At 52.7% G+C, this 21,581-nt stretch carries 17 protein-coding genes; 5 read left to right on the forward strand and 12 right to left on the reverse strand.

Going from position 1 to position 21,581, the window contains the following annotated elements:
- Positions 1-4 precede the first annotated feature (4 nt).
- The 4 genes from ACOQPM_RS03925 (at position 5) to ACOQPM_RS03940 (ending at position 3,265) form a co-directional block, all read left to right on the forward strand.
- A complete protein-coding gene (locus ACOQPM_RS03925) occupies positions 5-874 on the forward strand; it encodes an NUDIX hydrolase N-terminal domain-containing protein (protein WP_420627921.1) in 870 nt (289 codons plus the stop codon).
- A gap of 49 nt (positions 875-923) precedes the next feature.
- Positions 924-1,436: a dihydrofolate reductase gene (locus tag ACOQPM_RS03930; protein WP_420627922.1), complete on the forward strand. Its 513-nt coding sequence runs from the start codon at positions 924-926 to the stop codon at positions 1,434-1,436.
- A 168-nt stretch (positions 1,437-1,604) separates the two neighbouring features.
- Positions 1,605-2,357 (forward strand): TlpA family protein disulfide reductase, encoded by a 753-nt coding sequence (locus ACOQPM_RS03935; protein ID WP_420627923.1) that lies wholly within the window; start codon positions 1,605-1,607, stop codon positions 2,355-2,357.
- Positions 2,358-2,599: 242 nt separating this feature from the next.
- Entirely contained in the window at positions 2,600-3,265 is a 666-nt protein-coding gene (locus ACOQPM_RS03940; protein WP_420627924.1) for a cytochrome c biogenesis CcdA family protein, read from the forward strand.
- A gap of 48 nt (positions 3,266-3,313) precedes the next feature.
- Here the strand turns inward: ACOQPM_RS03940 and ACOQPM_RS03945 are convergent, their stop codons facing one another.
- Positions 3,314-5,776, reverse strand: a complete 2,463-nt coding sequence (locus ACOQPM_RS03945; protein WP_420627925.1) for a valine--tRNA ligase — start codon at positions 5,774-5,776, stop codon at positions 3,314-3,316.
- A 781-nt stretch (positions 5,777-6,557) separates the two neighbouring features.
- Here ACOQPM_RS03945 and ACOQPM_RS03950 point away from each other — a divergent pair.
- Positions 6,558-6,755, forward strand: coding sequence for a hypothetical protein (locus tag ACOQPM_RS03950; RefSeq protein WP_420627926.1), 198 nt, complete (start codon positions 6,558-6,560; stop codon positions 6,753-6,755).
- Between the two features lie 64 nt (positions 6,756-6,819).
- Here the strand turns inward: ACOQPM_RS03950 and ACOQPM_RS03955 are convergent, their stop codons facing one another.
- From ACOQPM_RS03955 to ACOQPM_RS04005, 11 genes are all read right to left on the reverse strand, one after another.
- Complete coding sequence (locus ACOQPM_RS03955; protein WP_420627927.1) at positions 6,820-8,205, reverse strand: hypothetical protein; 1,386 nt, start codon at positions 8,203-8,205, stop codon at positions 6,820-6,822.
- Between the two features lie 193 nt (positions 8,206-8,398).
- Complete coding sequence (locus ACOQPM_RS03960; RefSeq protein ID WP_420627928.1) at positions 8,399-10,294, reverse strand: formate--tetrahydrofolate ligase; 1,896 nt, start codon at positions 10,292-10,294, stop codon at positions 8,399-8,401.
- A gap of 131 nt (positions 10,295-10,425) precedes the next feature.
- Positions 10,426-11,334, reverse strand: coding sequence for a dihydropteroate synthase (locus ACOQPM_RS03965; RefSeq protein ID WP_420627929.1), 909 nt, complete (start codon positions 11,332-11,334; stop codon positions 10,426-10,428).
- Positions 11,335-11,418: 84 nt separating this feature from the next.
- Positions 11,419-12,408 carry a methylenetetrahydrofolate reductase gene (locus ACOQPM_RS03970; RefSeq protein ID WP_420627930.1) on the reverse strand — a complete coding sequence of 330 codons (990 nt, stop codon included), beginning with the start codon at positions 12,406-12,408 and terminating at the stop codon, positions 11,419-11,421.
- 39 nt (positions 12,409-12,447) lie between these two features.
- Positions 12,448-12,948, reverse strand: coding sequence for a methylenetetrahydrofolate reductase C-terminal domain-containing protein (locus ACOQPM_RS03975; protein WP_420627931.1), 501 nt, complete (start codon positions 12,946-12,948; stop codon positions 12,448-12,450).
- 98 nt (positions 12,949-13,046) lie between these two features.
- On the reverse strand, positions 13,047-13,745 hold the full coding sequence (locus ACOQPM_RS03980; RefSeq protein ID WP_420627932.1) for a corrinoid protein: 699 nt from the start codon (positions 13,743-13,745) through the stop codon (positions 13,047-13,049).
- A 189-nt stretch (positions 13,746-13,934) separates the two neighbouring features.
- The gene (locus ACOQPM_RS03985; RefSeq protein WP_420627933.1) at positions 13,935-15,995 is read right to left on the reverse strand and encodes an ASKHA domain-containing protein; all 2,061 of its coding nucleotides are present in this window, start codon (positions 15,993-15,995) and stop codon (positions 13,935-13,937) included.
- A gap of 315 nt (positions 15,996-16,310) precedes the next feature.
- Positions 16,311-17,153: a restriction endonuclease gene (locus ACOQPM_RS03990; protein ID WP_420627934.1), complete on the reverse strand. Its 843-nt coding sequence runs from the start codon at positions 17,151-17,153 to the stop codon at positions 16,311-16,313.
- Positions 17,154-17,165: 12 nt separating this feature from the next.
- Positions 17,166-18,125, reverse strand: a complete 960-nt coding sequence (locus ACOQPM_RS03995; RefSeq protein WP_420627935.1) for an electron transfer flavoprotein subunit alpha/FixB family protein — start codon at positions 18,123-18,125, stop codon at positions 17,166-17,168.
- A 77-nt stretch (positions 18,126-18,202) separates the two neighbouring features.
- Entirely contained in the window at positions 18,203-18,961 is a 759-nt protein-coding gene (locus ACOQPM_RS04000; RefSeq protein ID WP_420627936.1) for an electron transfer flavoprotein subunit beta/FixA family protein, read from the reverse strand.
- Between the two features lie 81 nt (positions 18,962-19,042).
- Positions 19,043-21,559, reverse strand: coding sequence for a GcvT family protein (locus ACOQPM_RS04005; protein WP_420627937.1), 2,517 nt, complete (start codon positions 21,557-21,559; stop codon positions 19,043-19,045).
- Between the last annotated feature and the right edge of the window lie 22 nt (positions 21,560-21,581).

A 21,581-nucleotide genomic window follows, 5' to 3' on the forward strand; every position in this document is an offset into this window, starting at 1 on the left:
TTTTATGACCAAATTTGACCCTGATGATTTAAAGAAATTATTTGATGTGCCACCTGAAACAAGGCTTGCAATTTTCCGCGCGGAAGCGCTAACTTCAATGACGGCGTGTCGCGGTTATGCTGACTTGATCAAAATGAATTTAGAGGGCAAAAGTTTACCAAACTTACCCGAAGGCCAGGGGCCAACAAAGTGGATTGACCAGCTAATATTGATTTTGGACAGGCTAGAACAGTTGTTTGATGCTCTTCATGCTCCGTATCCTGACCCCGATGTATTTACAATGCTGGATGAAATTCAGGCGATTGCTAGAACGGGCTTGAATTTCACATCAGGGCAGTATGATCGGGAGCGGTACGAGCGACTTTTGCAGCTTTCTGTGCACCACTATAGCAAATTCATTAAGCCACTCGATGACACAATGAAGCTACGTTTTGCTGAGGAGGCTGGCTACATCACCCCAAAAGTTGGAGCAGATGCGGCGATTTTTAATGAGAAAGGCGAGATTTTGCTGATGGAGCGGGCAGATGGTAGCGGCTGGTGCTTACCCTGTGGCTGGGTAGAAGCAAATGAACGGCCGATTGATGCCGCAATCCGAGAAGTTCGTGAAGAAACTGGCTTAGAGGTTGAAGTAACGCAATTTGTTGGCGTCTTTACCCGCAAGGCCAGTGCCAAAAACGGGCCACATACGATGGTTGCCGTTGTCCATCTTTGCAAAATCGTAGGGGGTGAACTCCAGCTTTCCCATGAAGGCAGTGATTTGCGCTATTGGCCTCTGGATGAAGTAGAGCATTGGCATCCCAACCACGACAAATATGCCCATGCTGCTCATAAAATGTGGCAATCAGAGACGTTGCTGCCCGCCATATCAGATTAGGCTGTGATCAATCTCTAATCTTCACTTTCCAATCTCCCTGGATGAGAACATGAACCCACCCAAACCAAACCTGGCAATGATTGTGGCGATGGACAGAAATGGCCTGATTGGGGTGGACAACGGCCTGCCCTGGCGCTTGCCCGATGATATGCAATGGTTTGTACAGCGGACGATGGGCAAACCAGTAATTATGGGGCGAAAAACGTATGAATCAATTCCGGCCAAATTTCGGCCGCTCAAGGGGCGGCACAACATCGTCCTGACGCGCGACCCCGACTACGAAGCACCCGGAGCCACCGTCGTACATTCTATTGAAGCTGCGCTGGCAGCGGTAGGCGATGTTGAAGAAATTATCATTGGTGGCGGCGCGAATTTGTATGCCCAGTTGCTGCCTCAAACCTCCAGACTGTACCTTACCATCGTTGAGGCAGAGCTGGATGGCGACGCATATTTTCCAAGAATCCAAGCACTTGCTTGGCGCAAAATATTTATGCAACATCATCCCGCGGACGAGCGGCACGACTTTGCCTTCACCTGGTTCATTTTAGAGCGGAATGAGTAGCTCTTTTGCTTTTGTAACTTTCCCTACACCACTTTGTAAGCAATCTGTAATCATTTGAAAAGCTGGCGTTAATTGTTGCGGGCTATTTTTTAGTTTGGCAGTATCGCTTAAGCTGCCAGTCAAGATGGATTATGTAAATCACAACAAGTATTTTGAGGAGAACACATAATGAAGAGTTGGAAACTATATTTTTCGCTTTTGCTGGCTTTACTGCTCGTGGCTTGTGGGGGAGCTGCGGAAGAAACGGCCGTTGAACCCAGCACCTCTGAAACAACCACAACCGAAGAAATGACCGATGAGTCCGAAGAGATGATGGATGATTCCATGGACGATGAAGAAATGATGGAAGATGAGTCCATGGATGACGACATGGCGATGACCGACCACGATGAAGGCATGGCCGAGCTAGAAGAGACGATGGAAGAAACTGAGGCAATGGACGAAGAGATGGCCGACGAAGCTGCCATGGGCGATTTGCCTCTTTGGATGACAACTGTATTTACTGACGTGCGTACAGGCGAAACATTTACCTTTGCCGATTTTGCTGGCAAAACCGTCTTTGTTGAGCCGATGGCCACCTGGTGTACTAACTGCCGTCGCCAATTGGGGAATGTTTCTGTGGCCCGCGCTACGTTGGGCGACACCGAAGATGTGATTTTTATCAGCCTTAGTGTGGAAACCAGACTAAGCAACGAGAATTTGGCAAGTTACACTGATGAAACTGGCTTCCACTGGACATTTGCCGTTTTAACGCCAGAAGCACTTGTTTCTTTGGCAGATACCTTCGGGCAAACAGTGACGAACCCACCCTCAACGCCCAGCTTCTTAATTCGTCCAGATGGCACCACAACAGATTTAGAAACCGGCTTTGAAGAGCCAGACCAGCTTCTGCAACGCATCGAAGCGGCATCCCAAAGCTAAATTATTGCAAGTCCTCCTGGCTGCGATAGATCGCCCGCACGAGGGTGCTTCGCACCCCGTGCGGGGAATATTTTGGGGTTTATCAGTTTTGGGGGTAGCTACCCCCAAAACTGATAAACCCCCTTCTTTTAGTGTCACCAGGCGCAAAGCGCCGAGGCGACGCCCCGGACTGTGGCTGCGCTTGACAGAATTGTAAGGGTGATTTTACTCAAAGTGAACCATGCCAAAGAGAGTTTTCCGAGATGAGTCAATTAATTGAAGCGTTTATTTTGGGCAATAGTGCCATCCTCACCAATGTTTGTATCTTGCCGCTTTACCCTGGCCTGATTGCTTATTTAGCAGGTAATGCCCAAAATGAGCGAGCGCAATCAGCCACAAAATGGTTGGGTTTGCTTGTTTTAGGTGGCGTGCTTAGCATGATGTTGCTGATTGGGCTGATTTTGTACCTGTTGCAGCAAAGTTTTGGCAGCGTTCTTACCATTTTGCTGCCGATTATCTACATTGTGGTGATTTTGCTGGGACTGCTGATGCTCACTGGGCGCAATCCCTTCAACCGAATTTCTGTGGCGCAAACGCCGGTCTTGAGCAATCCATACGCCGGGGCATATGTGTACGGCCTTATGCTGGGACCAATGACGTTGCCCTGCACTGGCCCGCTGATTGTGAGTGCCTTTTTGCTGGGTGCGGGCAGCGTGGCGAATTTGTCTAGCAGTTTGGCTTACTTTTTGTTTTTTGGCATTGGGTTTGGTTGGCCGTTGGTGTTGCTACCATTCATCGCCATGCCATTCCAGCGCAGATTCACCCGCTGGCTGGGGCAAAATTACAAGCTGCTCACGCGCATCTCTGGCGTGTTGCTGGTGGCTATTGGCATTTTTGGCCTGTGGGTAGATGTGATTCCGAATTTATAAAAGCGTAAAAAGGTGACAGGCACTTTTAAAGTGCCTGTCATCTGGTGGCTACTTCTCTTTGGCCTGGATGTTGAGCTGCCAACGGCCGTTTCCCACCAACACATCCTCAATTTCCCGATCTAACACAATCTTCTTTGCCCGCGTGATGCTGGTGAGATCAGTGATAGCGTCTTGCAGGTGCGCGGCGAGTTCCGCGTCGTTGGTGTGCAGGTGCAGGCTGGCTAGCTCTGCCCCCAGCGATAGATTGTGTTCACTTTTGTAGCGGCGCACGGCCGTTGCGATTTCAACAAGCTGGTTACCGTGGGTAACGGCCGTTTCATCCCACCACGCCTCATTTCCTGTCGGCCAGCCAGACGTGTGAATCGAATCCGCCTTCTCACTGGGAGCAAACATCCCCTGGTAAATGCGCTCCGTCACGAAGGGCAAAATGGGAGCCAGCAGCTTGATAGTGGTTAGCACGGCATGATGCAGCGCATACCGCGCCCCATCGCTAGCCGCGCCACCTTCATACAGCCGCAGCTTGGCCATTTCCAGATAGTTATCCGCCAAAATTTGCCAGAAAAAGTGCTCAATTTCGCTCTTCGCCGTGGCGTAATCATACTGCTCGTACAATTTAGTCGTCCGCTCAATCAACTGCTGCGTGTGTGCCAACAACCACCTGTCAGCTAAGGTGCTGATAGCTGATAACTGATAACTGTTTACCGACGCCGACTCCTCATTTTCTAAAAATCTTGCACTGAAACGCGCTACATTCCACAATTTGTTCACCAACTTCGCCCCCGCCTGTATTTTCTCTTCGCTGATGATGGCATCTTTGCCCAAGCCCGTGCTGGCCGCCCAGTAGCGCACTGCATCGGCAGAATATTGCTGGATCATTTCTAGCGGAGCGGCCACGCTGCTCTTTTTGCTCTTGCTGATTTTGCCTGCGCCAGTCGGAGCCAACCCCCAGCCGGAAATTGCTACGGAATCAAAGGGTAGCGTGCCAAAATGCAGCCACGATTTGGCGATGGTATAGAATGCCCAGGTGCGAATAATCTCATGCGCCTGCGGCCGTAGCGAGAATGGGAAGGCTTGTTCGTATAGCGAATCTGATTCCTGCCACTGACCCACAATTTGCGGCGTCAGCGACGAGGTCGCCCAGGTGTCCATCACGTCTTCATCTGGGATAAAGTTGCTGGCTTGGCAGGTTGGGCAGGGCTGGGACGGGCTATCTGCCAGGGGGTCAACGGGCAAATCGGCTTCATCGGCTAAAATCGTTTCACCACAATTTTGGCATGTCCAAACGGGGAAGGGCACGCCAAAATAACGCTGCCGCGAGATGCACCAATCCCACGCTAGATTTTCTACCCATTGGCGGTAGCGCAGCTTCATGTGGGCGGGCTGCCAATTGATCTTTTCGCCCTGTGCCAGCAGTTCCTCCTTAAAATCGAGTAGGCGGATGAACCATTGGGACACCACACGATACTCAACGGCCGTATCGCACCGCTCATGCGTGCGTACATGCTGGTTAATTTTCTCTCCGCCAATTAGTTCGCCCGCTTCGCGCAGCTTGCCGATGATGATTTGTCGCGCTTCGGCGGTGGTGTGTCTGGCTAAATCGGAACCGGCTTCTGGGGTGAGACGGCCGTCTCCACCAATCGCTTCTATGAGGGGCAAATTGTGGCTACGCCACCAGGCTACATCGGCTTGGTCGCCAAAGGTACAGCACATCACTGCGCCGGTGCCTTTTTCTGGCTCGGCCGCGAGATCGGCCAGCAGCGGCACTTGCTGGTTGGTGTACGGTGTGGTGATTTTTTGGCCGAGATAAGGTGTGAAACGGCCGTCTTCAGGATGCACAAACACGGCAACGCAAGCAGGCAGCAGTTCTGGTCGTGTGGTGGCGATGGGCAGCGGACGGCCATCTTCCAATGTGAAAGCCAGCGTGTAAAAGGTGCTGTCCCGTTCCAGATCGTTTAGTTCTGCTTGGGCAATGGCGGTTTGGCATTCTGGGCACCAGATAGCAGGCGATTTTTGGCGATAGGCCAACCCCTTTTTGTACAAATCGAGGAACGACCACTGGGCCAGCCGCCGCGAGTTATTGTCAATGGTGCGATACGTGTAGCGCCAATCTACCGACAGCCCCAGCCGCTGCCAAAGCTCACGATATTTCTCTTCTGTTTCCTCGCTTACCTTCAGGCAAAGATCAATGAATGCCTGACGGCCAATATCGGTGGCGCGCACATTTTCCTGCCGCTCGATGAGCTTTTCGGTGGGCAGGCCGTTGTCATCGAAGCCCATGGGGTAGAACAGATTACGGCCGTTCATCCGAAAATAGCGAGCAATGAAGTCGGTCTGGCTGTAAGAGTACACATGCCCCAAATGCAAATGTCCAGACACCGACGGGGGCGGCGTGTCTATGCTGAACACGGGCGTATCTGAATTGGGGTCAAAATGATAGGTGCCGTCTGCCTGCCACTGATCAAGCAGGGCAGGTTCGGCCGTTTTTGGATTGTACCGCTTGGGTAAAGACATGATAAAAAACCTCCAATTTTGCCACAGAGTTCACAGAGGAAAAAGAGAAAAACCTCTTAAATCTCTGTGTCCTCTGTGGCTGAAATCAAAAAGCCCAAATCATCCGTTGAGGACGAAATGGGCTTGATTCCGCGGTACCACCTCTTTTTACTGCACAAGTTGTGCTGCACACTTTACCCCGACCAACATCAGGGTTTCGCTGTAACGGGCTTACCCGTACCGGTCTACTCTTTTCGGTGAACGGTTATTGGTAATCCGTAATCGGTTTTTATCGATTACTGTTCACCGTTAACCGCTTACCGTCCATTTCTTCGGTAATCAATCCGGGCGACTTTCGTTGGGCGTTTGCTGTGGGGGCTTTCAGTCTGGCGGCCTCATCTTTCCTGTCAGCTTCGTTACCAGCTACTCCTCCCGGAGATGATGGTTTATTTTGTTGTAGAGGGAATTATAAATGGAAACGGCCGTTGCTGGCAAGATGAACAATTATCCAACCCATCTAGATTGGTTGATTAATCATATGAAAGTCCAGCAAAGCATATTTCATCAGGGGTCTTCCCGCATATTGGCCGTTTGGTGACCAAAAGTGTTGATAATATCCTCTCGCGTTACTGTCACCTATGATCACGGTTTTTCCAAAGTTAAGAAAATAAGGTCAGACAAGCCAGTTCTGCATTCAACTGAGAAAGTTTGTTGTGTCAGCAGCGACTTGAATCCGCCTGCGTTCAACTCTGCCATGCCCTTTGTCAAAGGAGGTGGTTTCCTTGTAGGTAGGCTCTGGAATATGCCATCCTTTGGCTTTGCGCGGCGGTCGAAAAAACTGCTGCACATCAAAGAGGAGCGTCGGCTGGTTGTCTTTGACAAACCAGAGATAATCTCCTCCTTTGGTGACGTGGCGCGGCTGGTGGGTGTTGATCCGCCGCCCACGCAGGTGCCTGCAGGCCAGCCCATCCCGCTGACGCTGTATTGGCAAGCGCACTGACGCTGCCAGACGGCCGTGACGCAGTCTCGCTTCCTGTGCCACTAACCGTTGTAGGTGAGTAAAGCTACTCTGAATCGGCGCGTTCCCAATACCAGCAGCAGGAACCTGTGCCAAAAACTACATCCAAATTTACGGAGGTCTGCCCATCAAGAGAATCATAGAAAATTGATGAGGATGATCCGCTGATAGGTTGCCACAATATTTCCTCATTTTTGGAGGTCCAGTAAACAACAATTTCTCTTGATTCCAAATCCGAACTTAGCTTCGAAAACTCACCAGTCTCAAAGTTTAAATCGTAAATCCAGCTTGTGGCTGGGCCAGCCAGTAGCGAGTAGCTAAATCGGATGTGATTGTCAGAAATTTGGCTTAAATTATCAAAGAATCCATGCTCAAATTGAAAGGATTTTATCTCAGCTAGGGCAAATGGATCTTCCGCCTGAACCTGCCAGTGTGTGATTTTTCCGCTCAAATTGAAATGCAAGAAGCTGTCGTTGGTTATCCAGATAAGAGCGTCGCTGTAAGCTCCGTAAGATGCATCAGGAATGATCGATGTTCGATTTGTTTCGCGTTCGATTATCAAAAAAGTGCCACCTTCAAAGCCTTCCTCCCGTGCAATTAAGTAACGGCCGTCTGGTGACCAGATTGAAGGTATGATAGCTTTGGTTACAGGTAGATAATTGCCATTTGCATCCACTACTCCTGGGTGCTCGTAGGTATTTGTGCTTGGTTGAATTAGGAATTCAGGTTTAGGAAGACTATCGATGAGGTTTAATCCCCAGATCCCAGAACTAGCTAACCAAAAAAGCTGATTTTCATTCTCCCACGAGAGTGAAAAGCGGATAGCAAATTCCCTCTGAACGTCTGTCGCTACATTAAAGGCTGGCTGTAAATTGATAATTGAATTTTCAATAGTCAACTTATTAATTGAGAGTGTAAGATAATTAGAATCTGGTGCCTCTGATATGAAGACTACCCATTCACCCATTGGTGAAACCGAAACTGTGCCAAATGGTATTGAATAAATTGGACCAGCTTCGGTAAATAACTCCTGTGCTGCAATCTGAGTTGCGATGATCTCTGTTTGTGTTGGTACATGATGTAACACGAATTCATAAACGTGGTTATCTTCAGTTTCTCGCAAAAATGTAGCAAATTCACCATGATATCTTAGATTGAAATTGACACCTTCAACCAGCAGCTCAATCTCGTTAGTTTTCGGTAGCCAGCGCTGCAAAGCGCCGTCCCGCACAAATAATACGGGGGTTGTAGGCCAAGTAGGTTCTGGTGTGCTGGTAGGGAAGGGCGTAGGCTGTGCAGTTGTAACGGCCGTAGCGGTTTTTGTTGCCGTGGCAATTGGTGTTGGGGTGTGGGGAACGGCCGTAACCGCCTGCGTAGGCAATTCAGTAACCACCACCGGGCGGGTTATCGTTACTTGGTCGTGTGCAGGCAAGCATCCCACTAACCCAACAAAACAGATGAACAAGAGAAAGAATCTGGTACGCATAAGAAAAAAGGAGAAGGCGGGTTGTGGCCTTCTCCTTCCATTTTAACTTGAAAATTTAGCTTTGCTCTACGTTTTGCAAATGGAGCTGCTACTATCAGTTGACAGTCACCTGTAAGGTGACTGTCAACTTAGGCAATTGCTAGAACAAACCAACCACCTTGCCCGTCTCCAAATCGAGATCAACATCGTAGAAAGACGGCCGTGTGGGTAAACCGGGCATCGTGCTCATCGTGCCCACCAGCGGGTAGAGGAAGCCCGCACCCACGCTGGCGCGAATCTCCCGAATGGGCAAGGTGAATCCGGTGGGTCGTCCCTTCAGGTTCGGATCGTGGCTCAGGCTGAGGTGCGTTTTTGCCATGCACATCGGCAGTTTGTCAAAGCCCAGTCTGTTGTAGTCGGCAATCTGTTCTTCTGCCTTTTCCGAGTATTCCACGCCGTCAGCCCCGTAAATCTCTTTGGCAATCGTTTCAATCTTTTCCTTGATGGAAGCGTCCAAATCGTAGAGGAACTTGAAGTTGCTGGGTTTGTTGCTGGCCGCGATGACCGCCTTGCCCAACTCAACCGAGCCTTTGCCGCCTTCCGCCCAATGGTTGCTCATCACTGCATCTTCGGCACCCGCTTCCAGGGCGATTTTACGTACCAATGCCACCTCGTTGTCGGTGTCATCCTTGAACTTGTTGATGGCAACGACGACCGGAATGCCAAAGCGCAGCGCATTTTGGATGTGGGCCACCATGTTGACACAGCCCTTCTCCAGCAGTTCCAGATTTTCTTCGGTGTAGGCAGGGTCTAACGGCCGTCCCGCCACCACTCTTGGGCCACCGCCGTGCATCTTCAGGGCGCGAATCGTGGCCACCAGCACCACCACGTTGGGAATCAAGCCACTGTAGCGGCATTTAATGTTAAAAAACTTCTCCATGCCGATGTCAGCACCAAAGCCAGATTCCGTCAGCACGAAGCCATCGGGCCCCACCAGCTTGAGGGCGATTTGGTCAGCGACGATGGAGCTGTTGCCGTGAGCAATGTTGGCAAATGGCCCCGCATGAATCAGCGCGGGCGTGCCTTCCAGTGTTTGCATCAGCGTAGGCATGATAGCGTCTTTCATGAGGACGGTCAGTGCGCCGCCCACGCCCAAATCATCGGCCGTAATTGCATCACCCGCCTTGCTTTGGCCGATGACCATGTTGCCCAGCCGCTCACGCATGTCGGCCAAATCAGTGGTCAATGCCAAAATGGCCATAATTTCGCTGGCCACGGTGATGTCGAAGCCGGTTTCGCGCTCAAACTTCTCTTTAGCACCGCGCCCGATGGTGATGCCGCGCAGGAAGCGGTCATTGGTATCCACCACGCGCCTCCAGGTGATGGTCTCCATATCAATATCCAGGCGAACAAAGCGGCTGATTTCTGCTTCAGTTAGCTCATTGGGGTCAGTCTTGTTGATGCCCAACTTTTTGAGCCGCTTGATTTGCACGGGAGCAATTTTACGACTGCCGTCTTTTTGTTTGGGGCAAAGGGCATTGAAGAGCCGCATATTGTCCTGGTAAGATTCGTGGTGCATCCGTACGTCAATGGCGGCGGCCAGCAGGTTGTTGGCAGCGGTAATGGCGTGAATGTCGCCCGTCAGGTGCAGGTTAAAATCTTCCATGGGAATGATCTGGCTGTAGCCGCCTCCCGCTGCGCCACCCTTAATGCCAAAGGTAGGCCCCTGGCTTGGTTGGCGAATGCAGGTGACTACTTTTTGATCTAAATGGGCACCCAACGCCTGGCTAAGCCCAACGGTGGTTGTGGTTTTGCCTTCGCCTAGTGGGGTGGGGGTGATGGCCGTTACGTCAATATATTTGCCGTTGGGTCGATCAGCCAGACGCTCCCGCACAGAGAGCTTGACTTTGGCTTTGTCCACGCCGTAGGGAACGAGCTCTTCGGGCAGCAGGCCCACTTCTTCGGCAATTTGGGTAATAGGTAGCGGGGTGGCTTCCTGGGCAATTTCGATGTCGCTGGGAACGGCCGTTTTCAAATTTTGTAACTTATGGGGCATAGCGGTTTTCTCCTTAAACCTGTTGGGATTTGATGTTTTTTGGATAGTGTTAGATAAATCAATTTGCAAGGTGCGCGAAGGCTATATTGTCGGGAAGATTGGCAGATGTAGCAAGTAACAAACGTCATTGGTTAGTCACTGTTCCGGCGACGACGGCGGCGTTCCCGACGCGGCCGTTCTTCTTTGGCACTTTCTTTGGCTTTAGGTCGGCTGGCTTTGATCCAAGCCATGCAATTTTCGTCGTTGCCCATCATCACATCCGCCACCATGATACTGTGCTTAATTTCTGCTTCTATGGGATTGGTGATGGCTGAAGTGAGGCCATGAGAGATAGCCATTGCCAAGAAGTTGCCGTTGAGCGGCGGGCGGTTGGGCAGGCCAAACGATACATTGCTAGCGCCGCAGCTCGTGTTAACTTTCAGTTCGTTGAGGCAGCGCCCTACGATGTGAAACACCTGGCGTCCTGCCCAGCGCATCGCCCCAATGGGCATCACCAGCGGATCAATAATCACATCTTCGCGGGGGATGCCGTGATCCATCGCCCGTTCCACAATCTTTTTGGCAACGGCGAAGCGCACGTCTGGGTCTTCTGAGATGCCGGTTTCGTCGTTGGAGATGCCGATAACGGCCGCACCATACTTTTTAATCAATGGCAGCACGGTTTCCAGCCGCTCTTCCTCGCCTGTTACAGAGTTGACTAGCGGCTTGCCTTCGTACACTTCCAGCCCGCGCTCCAAGGCGGCTACAATTGAGGAATCTATCGAGATGGGCACATCGGTGACAGACTGCACAATTTGGATGGCTTTGGCGAGGATGGCGGGTTCGTCGGCCAGGGGGATGCCCGCGTTTACGTCCAGCATGTGTGCGCCTGCTTCCACCTGTGCCACCGCATCTTTCACCACGCGATCGTAATTGTCGGCGGCCATTTCACGCGCCAGCAGCTTCCGCCCCGTAGGGTTTATGCGCTCACCGATTATTGTGAACGGCCGTTCCGGTCCAATAATGACGGTTTTTGTCTTTGAACTGATTACTGTCTCCATGCTTTTTCCTTTGGTTATCGTGGTTATCGGTACTCAATGGTCAGTTATCTGTTACGGATTACTGACCACTGAGTACCGATTCGATTACTGCTCACTTTTCCTTTTCCACATTCGCGTCTTCTCTTGCCCACCATCAAAGCCTGTTTGCATAGGTCGGGGCAGCAGACCTGCATCCTCAATAATTTCGGCAACCAGCTCTTCCTGGCGATAGGCCATCACATGCACGCCAGAAACGCCTTCAATTTCACGCACTTGCTGGATGATCTCCACACAGATTTTTTTACCCTCTTCGCGCTTTTTACCCTTTGGCATTTTACGCAAACGCTCCACAATTTCATCTGGGATGTGAACGCCAGGCACTTTGGTTCGCATGAAGTTGGCGGCTTTGTCAGAGCGCAATGGACCAACCCCAACCAAAAAGAAGGCTTTTTCGTGTAGACCCATGTCCCGTACCCGCTGCATAAATGTTTTGAAGCGCGGCACGTCGAAGCAATATTGCGACTGGATGAAATCGGCCCCGGCTTCGATTTTTTTAGCCAGACGCAGCGGCCGCCAATCAAATGGCTGCACAAAGGGGTTGGAGGCCGCTCCTAAAAAGAGGCGGGGCGGTACTTTGAGCTTACGGCCGCTTAAAAACATCCCCTCATCCCGCATAATTTTAGCCGTTCGCAGAAGCTGAATCGAATCAAAGTCAAAGACGCGCTTTGCCTGCGGTTGATCCCCGGCCGTCACGTCATCCCCTGTGAGGCAAAGCACGTTTTTCACGCCCATCGCCGCTGCGCCCAGCAGATCGCCCTGAATGGCGATGCGGTTGCGGTCGCGGCAGGAGACCTGAAAGACGGGTTCGTAGCCTGCTCGGGTGAGCAGGGCGCAGATGGCGACGCTGCTCATGTGGCAATGCGCCCCGGAAGCGTCGGTGGCGTTAATGCCGTCGCACACTTCAGACAGCACCAATGCCGCCTCGTACACCTCTTGCGGGTCGGCGCTATCAGGTGGATTTAGTTCAGCGGTTACGGCAAAGCGGCCAGAGCGAAGGACACGTTCGAGGCGGCTGCCGGATTTGAAGTCAGTCATTGGTAATCCGTTATCGGTAATCGGTCATCGGTGGTCTGTTTACTGTTTGCCGATTACTGTAATTGTTGACGTGCCAACCCAGCCCTTTGGCACGGTCTTGTCTGCGCCCGTGAGCATCGTTACCCAGGCGGATTCGCCTTCTAGCTGGCGGTTGACGGGGGGCTGGATGTGCAGGATTTCGTCGCCATAAGTTGGCATTACACGGGAGCGTTCAAAGGCTTCAACCCAAACGCATTTCATCTCGGGTTTCACTTCGCAATGGCCGTTGGCGCGGACGCCGCCGCAGGGACCGTTACGCAGATTTTTGGGGCAGGTCATAGGGCAGGTCATGCCGGTGGAGTGCAAAATACATTGGCCGCACATTTGGCAGTCGAAGATGGCTCCTTTGCCCCATTCCTCGCCCCCTTTGATGAGCCGATTAGTGCGTTCGTACCCAATTTTGGCGATGAGGGGCTGGAGTTTGGCAACGGCCGTATGCGTCAGATCATACACTTTCTCTAAAAACGCGGGATGGTTTTGTAAGCGGCGGAGGAGTCCCATGAGTTTTATCCTTAATTTGCCACAGAGTTCACAGAGAATGAAGAGATTTTTGAGAAAATCTGTGTTTATCTGTGAAAATCAGTGTCCAATTTTTGTGGCTAGCCTTTTGCTTGGCGGATTTGCATGAATTTCTTCGCCGTATCCACCGCAACGGCTGCATCCCGGCAATAGGCATCGGCTTCAATATCTTCGGCAAAGGCTTCGTTGAGCGGTGCGCCGCCGACCAGCACCGTGATTTGGTCGCGGATGCCTGCATCCTTCATGGCGTTGATGACGACGCGCATGTAGGGCATGGTGGTGGTAAGCAGGGCGCTCATGCCCAGCAGGTCGGGATTATGCGCTTCGATGGCGGCAAAGTAGTCTTCAACAGAGTTGTTGATGCCAATGTCAATCACCTCGAAGCCGGCACCTTCCATCATCATGCCCACCAAATTTTTGCCGATGTCGTGAATATCACCCTTGACGGTGCCGATGACCATTGTACCCACTTTTGGTGCGCCGGTCTCGGCCAGAAGCGGCCGTAAAATCGCCATCCCCGCCTTCATCGCCTTTGCCGCCATCAGCACTTCGGGCACAAACAAAATCCCATCGCGGAAGTCTACCCCCACAATGTCCATCCCGGCCACCAAACCCTTGGTCAAAATGACATATGGTTCGATGCCACGTCCCAGGGCTTCATGCACCTCTTCCTCAATTTCCTCGGCATAGCCATCGTACAAATCCTCGTGCATCAATTCATATAGTTCATCGGTGGACAGCTCTTCAAGGATGATTTCTTCTTCGTCGTGATCGCTCATGGTTTGTTCCTCGTGATAAAAATTCCAAATAATGATCAGGTTATTTTTGCGAAGCACCTGGAATTGTCATTTCGAGCCGCTTTTTGGCGAGAAATCTTTTTAAATTAGGGAGATTCCTAGCTATTTGAAGGCTCTAGGGATTTCTCCCTTTGGTCGAAATGACAAGTAAAGGTTTTTTGTTTTACGCAGCTAATTTCTTGAAACATCTACTCTCTTCTTTTTGCGCCGCTTACGCTTGCCACGGCCGTTTCCATTCAATTCCACAACGGGGGCAGCTTCCGGCAGGATGTGGTTCAGGTGCGGAAAGGCATCGCTGGCGTGGGGCAGGTGAATCGCGCCCACAAATTCTTGCTGAAAATCGGGGTGAACGGCCGTTTCTACATACGTCACCCACTCAGAAATGTGTTGGGCTTCTTGGCGTTTGTGCTTGTTTAGCAGAGCGATTCTTGCCCCGTCACCTGCAGCATTGCCAACGGCCGTCACCTGCGCCAAATCACAATCGGGGATCAAGCCCAAAATCATGGCGTATTTGGGGTCAATGTAGCTGCCAAACGCCCCCGCCAGGACGATGCGGCCTACGCGGGTAAGCCCCGCCTGGTTCATCAGCAGCTTGACACCAGCGTATAGAGCCGCTTTGGCTAACTGGATGTTCCGCACATCGTCTTGCGTCACGACAATGGGGCTGCCCGTAGTCGTCTGTTCGGCCGTGGCTAAAACATATTCCCCGCGACGGCCGTCCCACTGAATGCGCTCATGGTGGAGGTTGGGGTTGAAACGGCCGTCTGGCTGCAAAATTCCCGCCAAAAACATCTCCGCCACCACCTCGATGATGCCTGAACCACAAATCCCAGCCGCCAAATGTTGGGGTTGTGCCTCAGCCGGAAACTCTGATCCGATTTGCCATTCATTTGACCATCTTTCCTCGCCGATGACGCGGAACCGCGCCACTTTGGTTTCTGGGTCAATGCGAACCCGCTCAATCGCCCCCGGCGCAGCCCGCATCCCAAACCGAATTTGTGCGCCCTCAAAGGCTGGCCCCGTCGGGCTAGAGGCACTTAGCATCCACCTTTTGTTCCCCAGCACAATTTCTGCGTTTGTGCCCACGTCCACCAGCAGGGTCACCGCGTCGCCAGTGTAAGGCTCTTCGGCGATGAGTGCGGCTACGTTGTCTGCGCCCACGTGTCCAGCCTCGGCAGGCAAAACGTGGACGTTGGCACTGCGGTGCAGCCGCAAGCCCAGCTCTCGCGCCTTCACGTCCATGCCGTCCCGATTGGCTAAGGCGAAGGGTGCGCCGCCCAGTTCAATCGGGCTAATTCCCAGCAAAATATGGATCATCGTGGTGTTGCCCACAAAGACCGCTTCCTGAACATCACGTTGGCGAATGCCAGCTTCACGGGCGGTGCTGGCGGCTAAGCGATTGAGGGCTTCGAGGACGGCCGTATTCATCTTCTCCAGCCCATCCCTGTGCATCATGGCATACGAGACGCGGCTCATCAAATCCTCGCCGTAGGTTACTTGCGGGTTCATCATCGACTCGGTGGCCAAAATGTCGCCCGTGCGTAAATCACACAAAAAGCCGGCAATCGTCGTTGAGCCAATGTCTACCGCCAGCCCGTACACCCCTTCCTGGTAACCTGGCTGCACATCAATCACCTCTTTGTCTTGCCACAGGGTAACGGTGACGCACCAATTTTTCTGGCGTAAATTGGCCTGCAGCACACGCAAAACGGGCAAATCAATGGTGAGATTGGTCAAATGCCAATGAGTAGCCAGCGCTTCCTGCAAACGCCCCCAGTCGCCGCGATGTTCACCCAGTTCAGCATGATCCACCTCCACATAAACCTGGCGCACGGCGGGGAACAGTTCGATAATGCGCTCCGTAGCGGCTTTACGCACCACCTGCTTATGCGCCCAGCTCTCTTCCGGCACAAAAATAAGGGCATCGTCACAAATGCGGGCATTGCAAGAGAGCCGACACTCAGGGCTGCCCAATTTGTCTAGCAGGCGGATTTCTTCTTCGGTGGCTGGGGAGAGGTGATGCTTGGCCGAAATGATGCCATGCTTGGCAAAATGGCCTTCTTCCACCTGAACGCGGCATTTGTTACACGTTAAACGGCCGCCGCAAATGCTCTCAATCTCCACCCCCAACTGCCGCGCAGCCTTCAACACCAACGTGCCAGCAGGCACACGACCTCTACGCCCGGAAGGCATAAAAATAACGAGATGTTCAGGTGTACTCTGTTCAGCCATGTTTCAATTTACGATTTTTGACTGACGATTTTCGATTGGGTTCTCATCAATCAATGTTGATCCTCTTGTAGGGGCTAGGCAGGTGGGTAACACTTGTGCCATTTCCCCTAACGATTTCTCCACCTGCCTAGCCCTTTTATTTTGCCCGGCGCAAATGTGGGCAAACATGGGCGAGGCAATTGGTGAAGCGGTCATTCGTTGTGACAAGGTGTATCCCAATTGCCTCGCCCCTACCTGCACAAATGGGACAAGGCGCAAAAGCCGGAATTGTATCAACCGCCATGCACTTTGCCGAAAAGTAACAAGCTGTCAACTTTACATGCTCAAAAACCAATCGTGATCAATATCCACTTTCTCAACAGACACCAATTTTGTTTGGATTCCGAGATTAAGTTCTTTTAGCTTTTCTGCCAATAGATCGCCATCAATAAGATCGATTGCAGGCGCACCGTCTCTAGTTGCTTCTTTTTCAGCATCTCGTGTGAAGTTACCAGTTGTAATAAACAGACCTTTATCAGCACGCCCAACCATTGCTCCGCGAAAGTCCCGAATATGGCTGACGGACACCGAGCCTTTGTAACGTTTGCATTGAAAAATGACATGGAAGCTGAGTAAGCCGCCTAGTCGCATAATGCCTTTGCCGTCAATGCCACCGTCTCCACTTTTTCCCGTTACCTCAACCTGAATGAAACCAGACTCTCTTAACAACCTTTGGGTAAGTCTCTCAAACGCACTTGGATCCATTTTGAGTAGCGTTTCCAATAACTCTTCTTTCCAAGAGAGTTCATCTTCAAGGGTTTCGGATTCTTCAGAGGAATTGCGCTCTTTCTTGTCAAGGCTGCGAACGAATCGCTTAACTTTAGCCGGATTCACTTTTTCAGTTTGTCTACCCTGACTGGTAAGTGCCCAAACGCCTCTGGATGAATTCTCCAATAATCCATATTTCTTCAGGTATGTGCGAGTCCAAGCTAATCGGTATTCAACTTTCGTTTGGCTACTTTTTTCAGGATTTTGCAAAACTTCCAATTGTTCATCGGAAAGCTGTAATTCCTCAGAAACTTTTGCATAAATTTCCTCAACTGTCCCAGAGCCACCTAGTTTTTTAAGGGCTTGAAGCAAGGGGTTCATCATCTGGTCATAAGTTGGTATTTTGCTCATTGGATTAGTCTATTATCCCTTCAACTCAGCAATCAAGGCTGGTAAAACCTCGTGCAAATCGCCGATGACGGCGTAGTCGGCTTTGGTCATCATGGGGGCTTCAGGATCGGTGTTGATTGCCAGGATTTTCTTGGCACCTTTGCAGCCCACCCAATGCTGAATCGCCCCGCTGATGCCGCAGGCGATATACAAATCGGGGGCAATACGCGTACCGGTTTGCCCCACCTGGTCGGCATGGGGTCGCCAGCCCAGGTTGGTGACGACGCGAGAACCACCCACTGCGCCGCCCAGTAGATCGGCCAGCTCTTCCAGCACAGTAAACCCTTCGGCACTGCCCACGCCGCGTCCGCCGCCGACTACTAGCCGCGCTTCCGCCAGCGAGACTTTGTCGCTTTCTGGCAGTTCACGCCCCGTCACCCGCACCCGGAACGCCTTGTTGCTTAGTTCGGCGGCAAAAGTTGTCACGGTCATGTCGGGTACAGGTGCTTCGCTTACGGGCAGGGTGAGCGGGGCGACGGTGAGCAGCTTGAGTTCACCCGGCAGGCGGGCTTCTTCAAGCAGGCTGCCGCCCCAGCGCACGCGGGTCACTTCGTACAGGTCGCCCGTGGCGACGCGGGTGACGTTGGCCGCCATTGGTAAATCGAGCCGGGCGGCGACGTGCGCCATGACTTCATTGCCTCGCTCTGTACCGGTTGCCATGATGGCTTTGGGCGATTCGGCGGCGGCAACTTGCACCACCGCTTCTGCCCATGCTTCCGGAGCGTAGTCGTCTAGCTGGTCGTGGGTCACCACAATGGCGCGATTCACGCCGTATGTGGCTAAACTGTCTGCTAGGGATGCTGCGTTTTGGCCGATAAGGACGGCCGTAACCGCCACACCCTCACTCGCCGCCACCTCCCGCGCCAGCGTGAGCATCTCCAAAGATTGGCTGTTTAGTTTGCCCCGGTCGTGTTCTATGATGCCTATGATCATTTACTTTCTCACTTTGTTCCTATAAGTGAAAAGTGGGGTCTCTCTTTTTACTTTTCACTTATCACTTTTCACTTCTTTTACTCCAAAAACTTCAGCTCCCGCAAAATCTCTGCAATTCTGGGAACGGCCGTAACCCCATCCCCTAAAATCTCCGTTGCGCTGCCCTGCTCTGGCGGCGTAACAAATTTCACCATTTCCAGGCCGCCGGGCAGCTTTTGCGGTTCGCTGACCTGCAGCGGCTTCTTTTTAGCCCGTAGTCGCCCCGGCACCGAGGGGTAGCGGGGTAAGTTGATGCCTTCCTTCACGGTCATCACCGCCGGAAGAGCCACTTCATAAATTTCAAAGCCGCCGCCAGCTTCACGCTTGGCCGTTACCGTTTCCCCAGCAATCTCCAACGCCTTCACGCCCGTTACGCAGGGCAAATCCAGCGCATGGGCGACGCGGACGCCCACCTGATAGCCGCCGCTGTCGGCCGCTTCGTTGCCGAACAGCAGCAGGTCAAAAGCATCGTCGGCGGTTTGAGTCGCTGACACAATCGCGTTGGCCGTCGCCATTGGGTTCCAGTCGCTGCCGTCTGTTTGCAGCAGGATGCCCTTGTCTGCCCCGACGGCTAGCGCGTCCCGCAGCTGCTGCGTGGCGGCTTCTTCGCCCAGCGTTAGCACCGTCACGCTGCCGCCGTGCTTTTCTACCAACTGCACCGCCTCTTCCACGGCGCACTCTTCATGGGGGCTAACGGTAAAGCCCAAATTGCGCGTCTCAATGGCTCGTGCATCTTCCGTCAGCACAATTTTTGCCCCAGTCGCCGGGACGCGCTTGACGCAAACTAATATTTCCATAAGGCACCTTCGAATGAAGGTAATTGGGTAATTAGGTAATTGAGTAATTGAACAAAATTACCTAATTACTCAATTACCCAATTACTTTTTCATCCGCTCATTTTCCGGGTCAAACAACGGCCGACTGCCAGCGACGGCAACGGTGACCGGATACAGCTCTGTCATATATTCCACGGCTAATTTTGTGCCTTCTTTGGCGTATTGGGGGGGCAAGTAGGCCAGCAGCAGCAGCTTGCCCACCGATGGCCCAGCCCCGGCGGTGGTGACGTATGAAGGACGGCCGTGTGAATCAACAATGCGCTCACCGTCGGGGGTGACGATGGGTTCGCCACCGTTCATGTAGCGTTTCACGCCGCTGGCCGACGTGTGATCATCCACCGTGAGCGTACACAAAATGGCCGCTGGTTCCTCTTCTCTGGCTTTGAGATAGGCTTCTTTGCCAATGAAGTCGGCACGTTTCACCAGGCGGCGGTCTAACCCCGCCTCAACGGGACTGTATTCGCCTTCCAGTTCATGCCCCATCAGCCGGTACCCTTTTTCCAGCCGTCCCGTCGTGCCGTACACGCCGATCCCGACGGGCACGAGGCGGTACTGTTGCCCCGCTGCCCAGAGCGTGTCCCATAATTTCAGGCCATATTCCATGTCCGTGGTGATTTCCCAGCCCAGTTCGCCCACGTAAGAGATGCGGAAGGCGGTGGCGGGGATGCCGTTGATGATGAGATTTTTGACGGTGCTGTAGGGAAAGGCTTCGTTGGAAACATCATCGGCCGTGATCGATTGCAGCACGTCGCGGGCGTGTGGCCCCCACAGGCCAATGGTGCAAAGTGCCGATGTTTTGTCGGTGAAGGTGACGGAGTCATCTTTGGGCAGATTGTCCATGAACCACTTCTTGTCCCGCGCTCCGTCGCCACCGCCCGTGACGACGCGGTATTTCTCTTTTGCTAACCGCAAAATGGTGAGATCAGATTTGAAGCCGCCGTGTGGGTTCAAAATGGGGGTGTACACGCCGCGCCCGACGGCCACGTCCATCTTGTTGACGGCCATCTTCTCGATGTAATCCACCACGCCGGGGCCTTCGACATCAAAAAAGGCAAAGGCGGTGAGATCAACCATCGCCACCCGCTCGCGCATGGCGAGGTGTTCGGCGTTGATGATGGGCGACCACCAGCGGGCGTCCCACTCATGCGGCCGTTTATTAACCTGATCGCCATACTCATCCAGTAATGTTTCGTTGCTGTTGTACCATTGCGGCCGTTCCCAGCCCGCCGTCTCAAAAAATTCAGCACCTAGCTCGACTTCACGAATGTAAAAGGGGCTGACGCGCACGTTGCGGTTGGAGGCCCACTGTTCACGGGGATGGACAATACCGTAGGTTTTGTTGAACGCTTCGGAGGTGCGGGCGTTGATGTGGTGTTTGGTACGGCCGTATCCATAAAAACGCGAAATGTCCGAAGCATGAATATCAATCTCTGATGCCCCGTGCGTGAACCACTCAACGGCCGCTCGGGCAAAACCGGGGGCTTCCTTAATCCAAATAGCCGCCACCGACCACAGATTTTTCACTTCGATTGTCTCACCAATCAGCGGCGCACCGTCTGGCGTGAGCGAAAGCAGGCCGTTGATGGCGTGACGAATGCCAGCCTTTTCGTCGCCCAAAATTTCGGGCATCAGTTCCAGCGCCTGCTCTAGCTGTGGTTCAAAATCATCTTCGGTAAAAGGTAGCTCGGTGGGCGACATGGCCGACTCTTCAATGGAGGGAATCTCTTTGGCGTCCATCAAAATGGGGCGATGGGCGTAGGAGCCGACTTCCATGTCGTTGCCGTTTTGCCGCTCATAGCAAAAAGTGTCCATGTCGCGCACGATGGGATACTCAATTTCGCTGGAGGTTTGCTCCATCAGTGCCAGCGGCCCCACGCTAATCATTTGGTGGACGGCGGGAGTTAGGGGAATAGTGGCTCCGGCCATCTCAGCCAATTTGGGGCTCCAGACCCCAGCGGCGATCATGACGTATTTGGCCTTAATTTTGCCCCGATTGGTGACGACGGCTTTGATTTTGCCCTTTTTCACCACCAAATCTTCAATTTCGGTATTGGGGAACATCTGCAAAGCCCCTTGCTCGATGGCGTATTCGCGCATCAGTGTGCCCGCCCGCAGCGAATCCACCACGCCAACGCTGGGGGTGTAAAAGCCGCCCAGGATGACGCTTTTGTCAATGTACGGCACCAGCTCTTCAACCTCATCTGGCGTGAGCAAGCGGGACTCGATGCCCCAGGCTTTGGCCGAAGCCATGCGTCGCCGCAATTCTTCCATGCGCTCTTCAGTGCGGGCGACTTCGATGCCACCGCTTTCGGTAAAAACACCCAGCTCTTTGTACTGCTGCATACTGTCTAGGGTGGTCATCGCCATCTCTTTGGAATGGTCTACGGGGAAGATGAAGTTGGAAGCGTGGCCGGTGGAGCCGCCGGGGTTGGGCAGCGGGCCTTTGTCTAGCAGCACAATATCTTTCCAGCCGTGCTTGGCTAGATGGTAAACCAGGCCATTGCCCACAATCCCCGCGCCAATGACGACGATTTTTGCTTTTTTAGGTAAATCACTCATGTTCAAAACTCCTCGTTTAACC

The organism is Candidatus Leptofilum sp., from assembly GCF_965223525.1.
GTDB lineage: Bacteria > Chloroflexota > Anaerolineae > Promineifilales > Promineifilaceae > Leptofilum.

Excerpts from the sequence above, each read along its gene's own strand:
- ACOQPM_RS03925 (WP_420627921.1), top strand. The coding sequence starts at position 5 with ATGACCAAATTTGACCCTGATGATTTAAAGAAATTATTTGATGTGCCA.
- ACOQPM_RS03930 (WP_420627922.1), top strand. The coding sequence starts at position 924 with ATGAACCCACCCAAACCAAACCTGGCAATGATTGTGGCGATGGACAGA.
- ACOQPM_RS03935 (WP_420627923.1), top strand. The coding sequence starts at position 1,605 with ATGAAGAGTTGGAAACTATATTTTTCGCTTTTGCTGGCTTTACTGCTC.
- ACOQPM_RS03940 (WP_420627924.1), top strand. The coding sequence starts at position 2,600 with ATGAGTCAATTAATTGAAGCGTTTATTTTGGGCAATAGTGCCATCCTC.
- ACOQPM_RS03945 (WP_420627925.1), bottom strand. The coding sequence starts at position 5,776 with ATGTCTTTACCCAAGCGGTACAATCCAAAAACGGCCGAACCTGCCCTG.
- ACOQPM_RS03950 (WP_420627926.1), top strand. The coding sequence starts at position 6,558 with ATGCCATCCTTTGGCTTTGCGCGGCGGTCGAAAAAACTGCTGCACATC.
- ACOQPM_RS03960 (WP_420627928.1), bottom strand. The coding sequence starts at position 10,294 with ATGCCCCATAAGTTACAAAATTTGAAAACGGCCGTTCCCAGCGACATC.
- ACOQPM_RS03965 (WP_420627929.1), bottom strand. The coding sequence starts at position 11,334 with ATGGAGACAGTAATCAGTTCAAAGACAAAAACCGTCATTATTGGACCG.
- ACOQPM_RS03970 (WP_420627930.1), bottom strand. The coding sequence starts at position 12,408 with ATGACTGACTTCAAATCCGGCAGCCGCCTCGAACGTGTCCTTCGCTCT.
- ACOQPM_RS03975 (WP_420627931.1), bottom strand. The coding sequence starts at position 12,948 with ATGGGACTCCTCCGCCGCTTACAAAACCATCCCGCGTTTTTAGAGAAA.
- ACOQPM_RS03980 (WP_420627932.1), bottom strand. The coding sequence starts at position 13,745 with ATGAGCGATCACGACGAAGAAGAAATCATCCTTGAAGAGCTGTCCACC.
- ACOQPM_RS03985 (WP_420627933.1), bottom strand. The coding sequence starts at position 15,995 with ATGGCTGAACAGAGTACACCTGAACATCTCGTTATTTTTATGCCTTCC.
- ACOQPM_RS03990 (WP_420627934.1), bottom strand. The coding sequence starts at position 17,153 with ATGAGCAAAATACCAACTTATGACCAGATGATGAACCCCTTGCTTCAA.
- ACOQPM_RS03995 (WP_420627935.1), bottom strand. The coding sequence starts at position 18,125 with ATGATCATAGGCATCATAGAACACGACCGGGGCAAACTAAACAGCCAA.
- ACOQPM_RS04000 (WP_420627936.1), bottom strand. The coding sequence starts at position 18,961 with ATGGAAATATTAGTTTGCGTCAAGCGCGTCCCGGCGACTGGGGCAAAA.
- ACOQPM_RS04005 (WP_420627937.1), bottom strand. The coding sequence starts at position 21,559 with ATGAGTGATTTACCTAAAAAAGCAAAAATCGTCGTCATTGGCGCGGGG.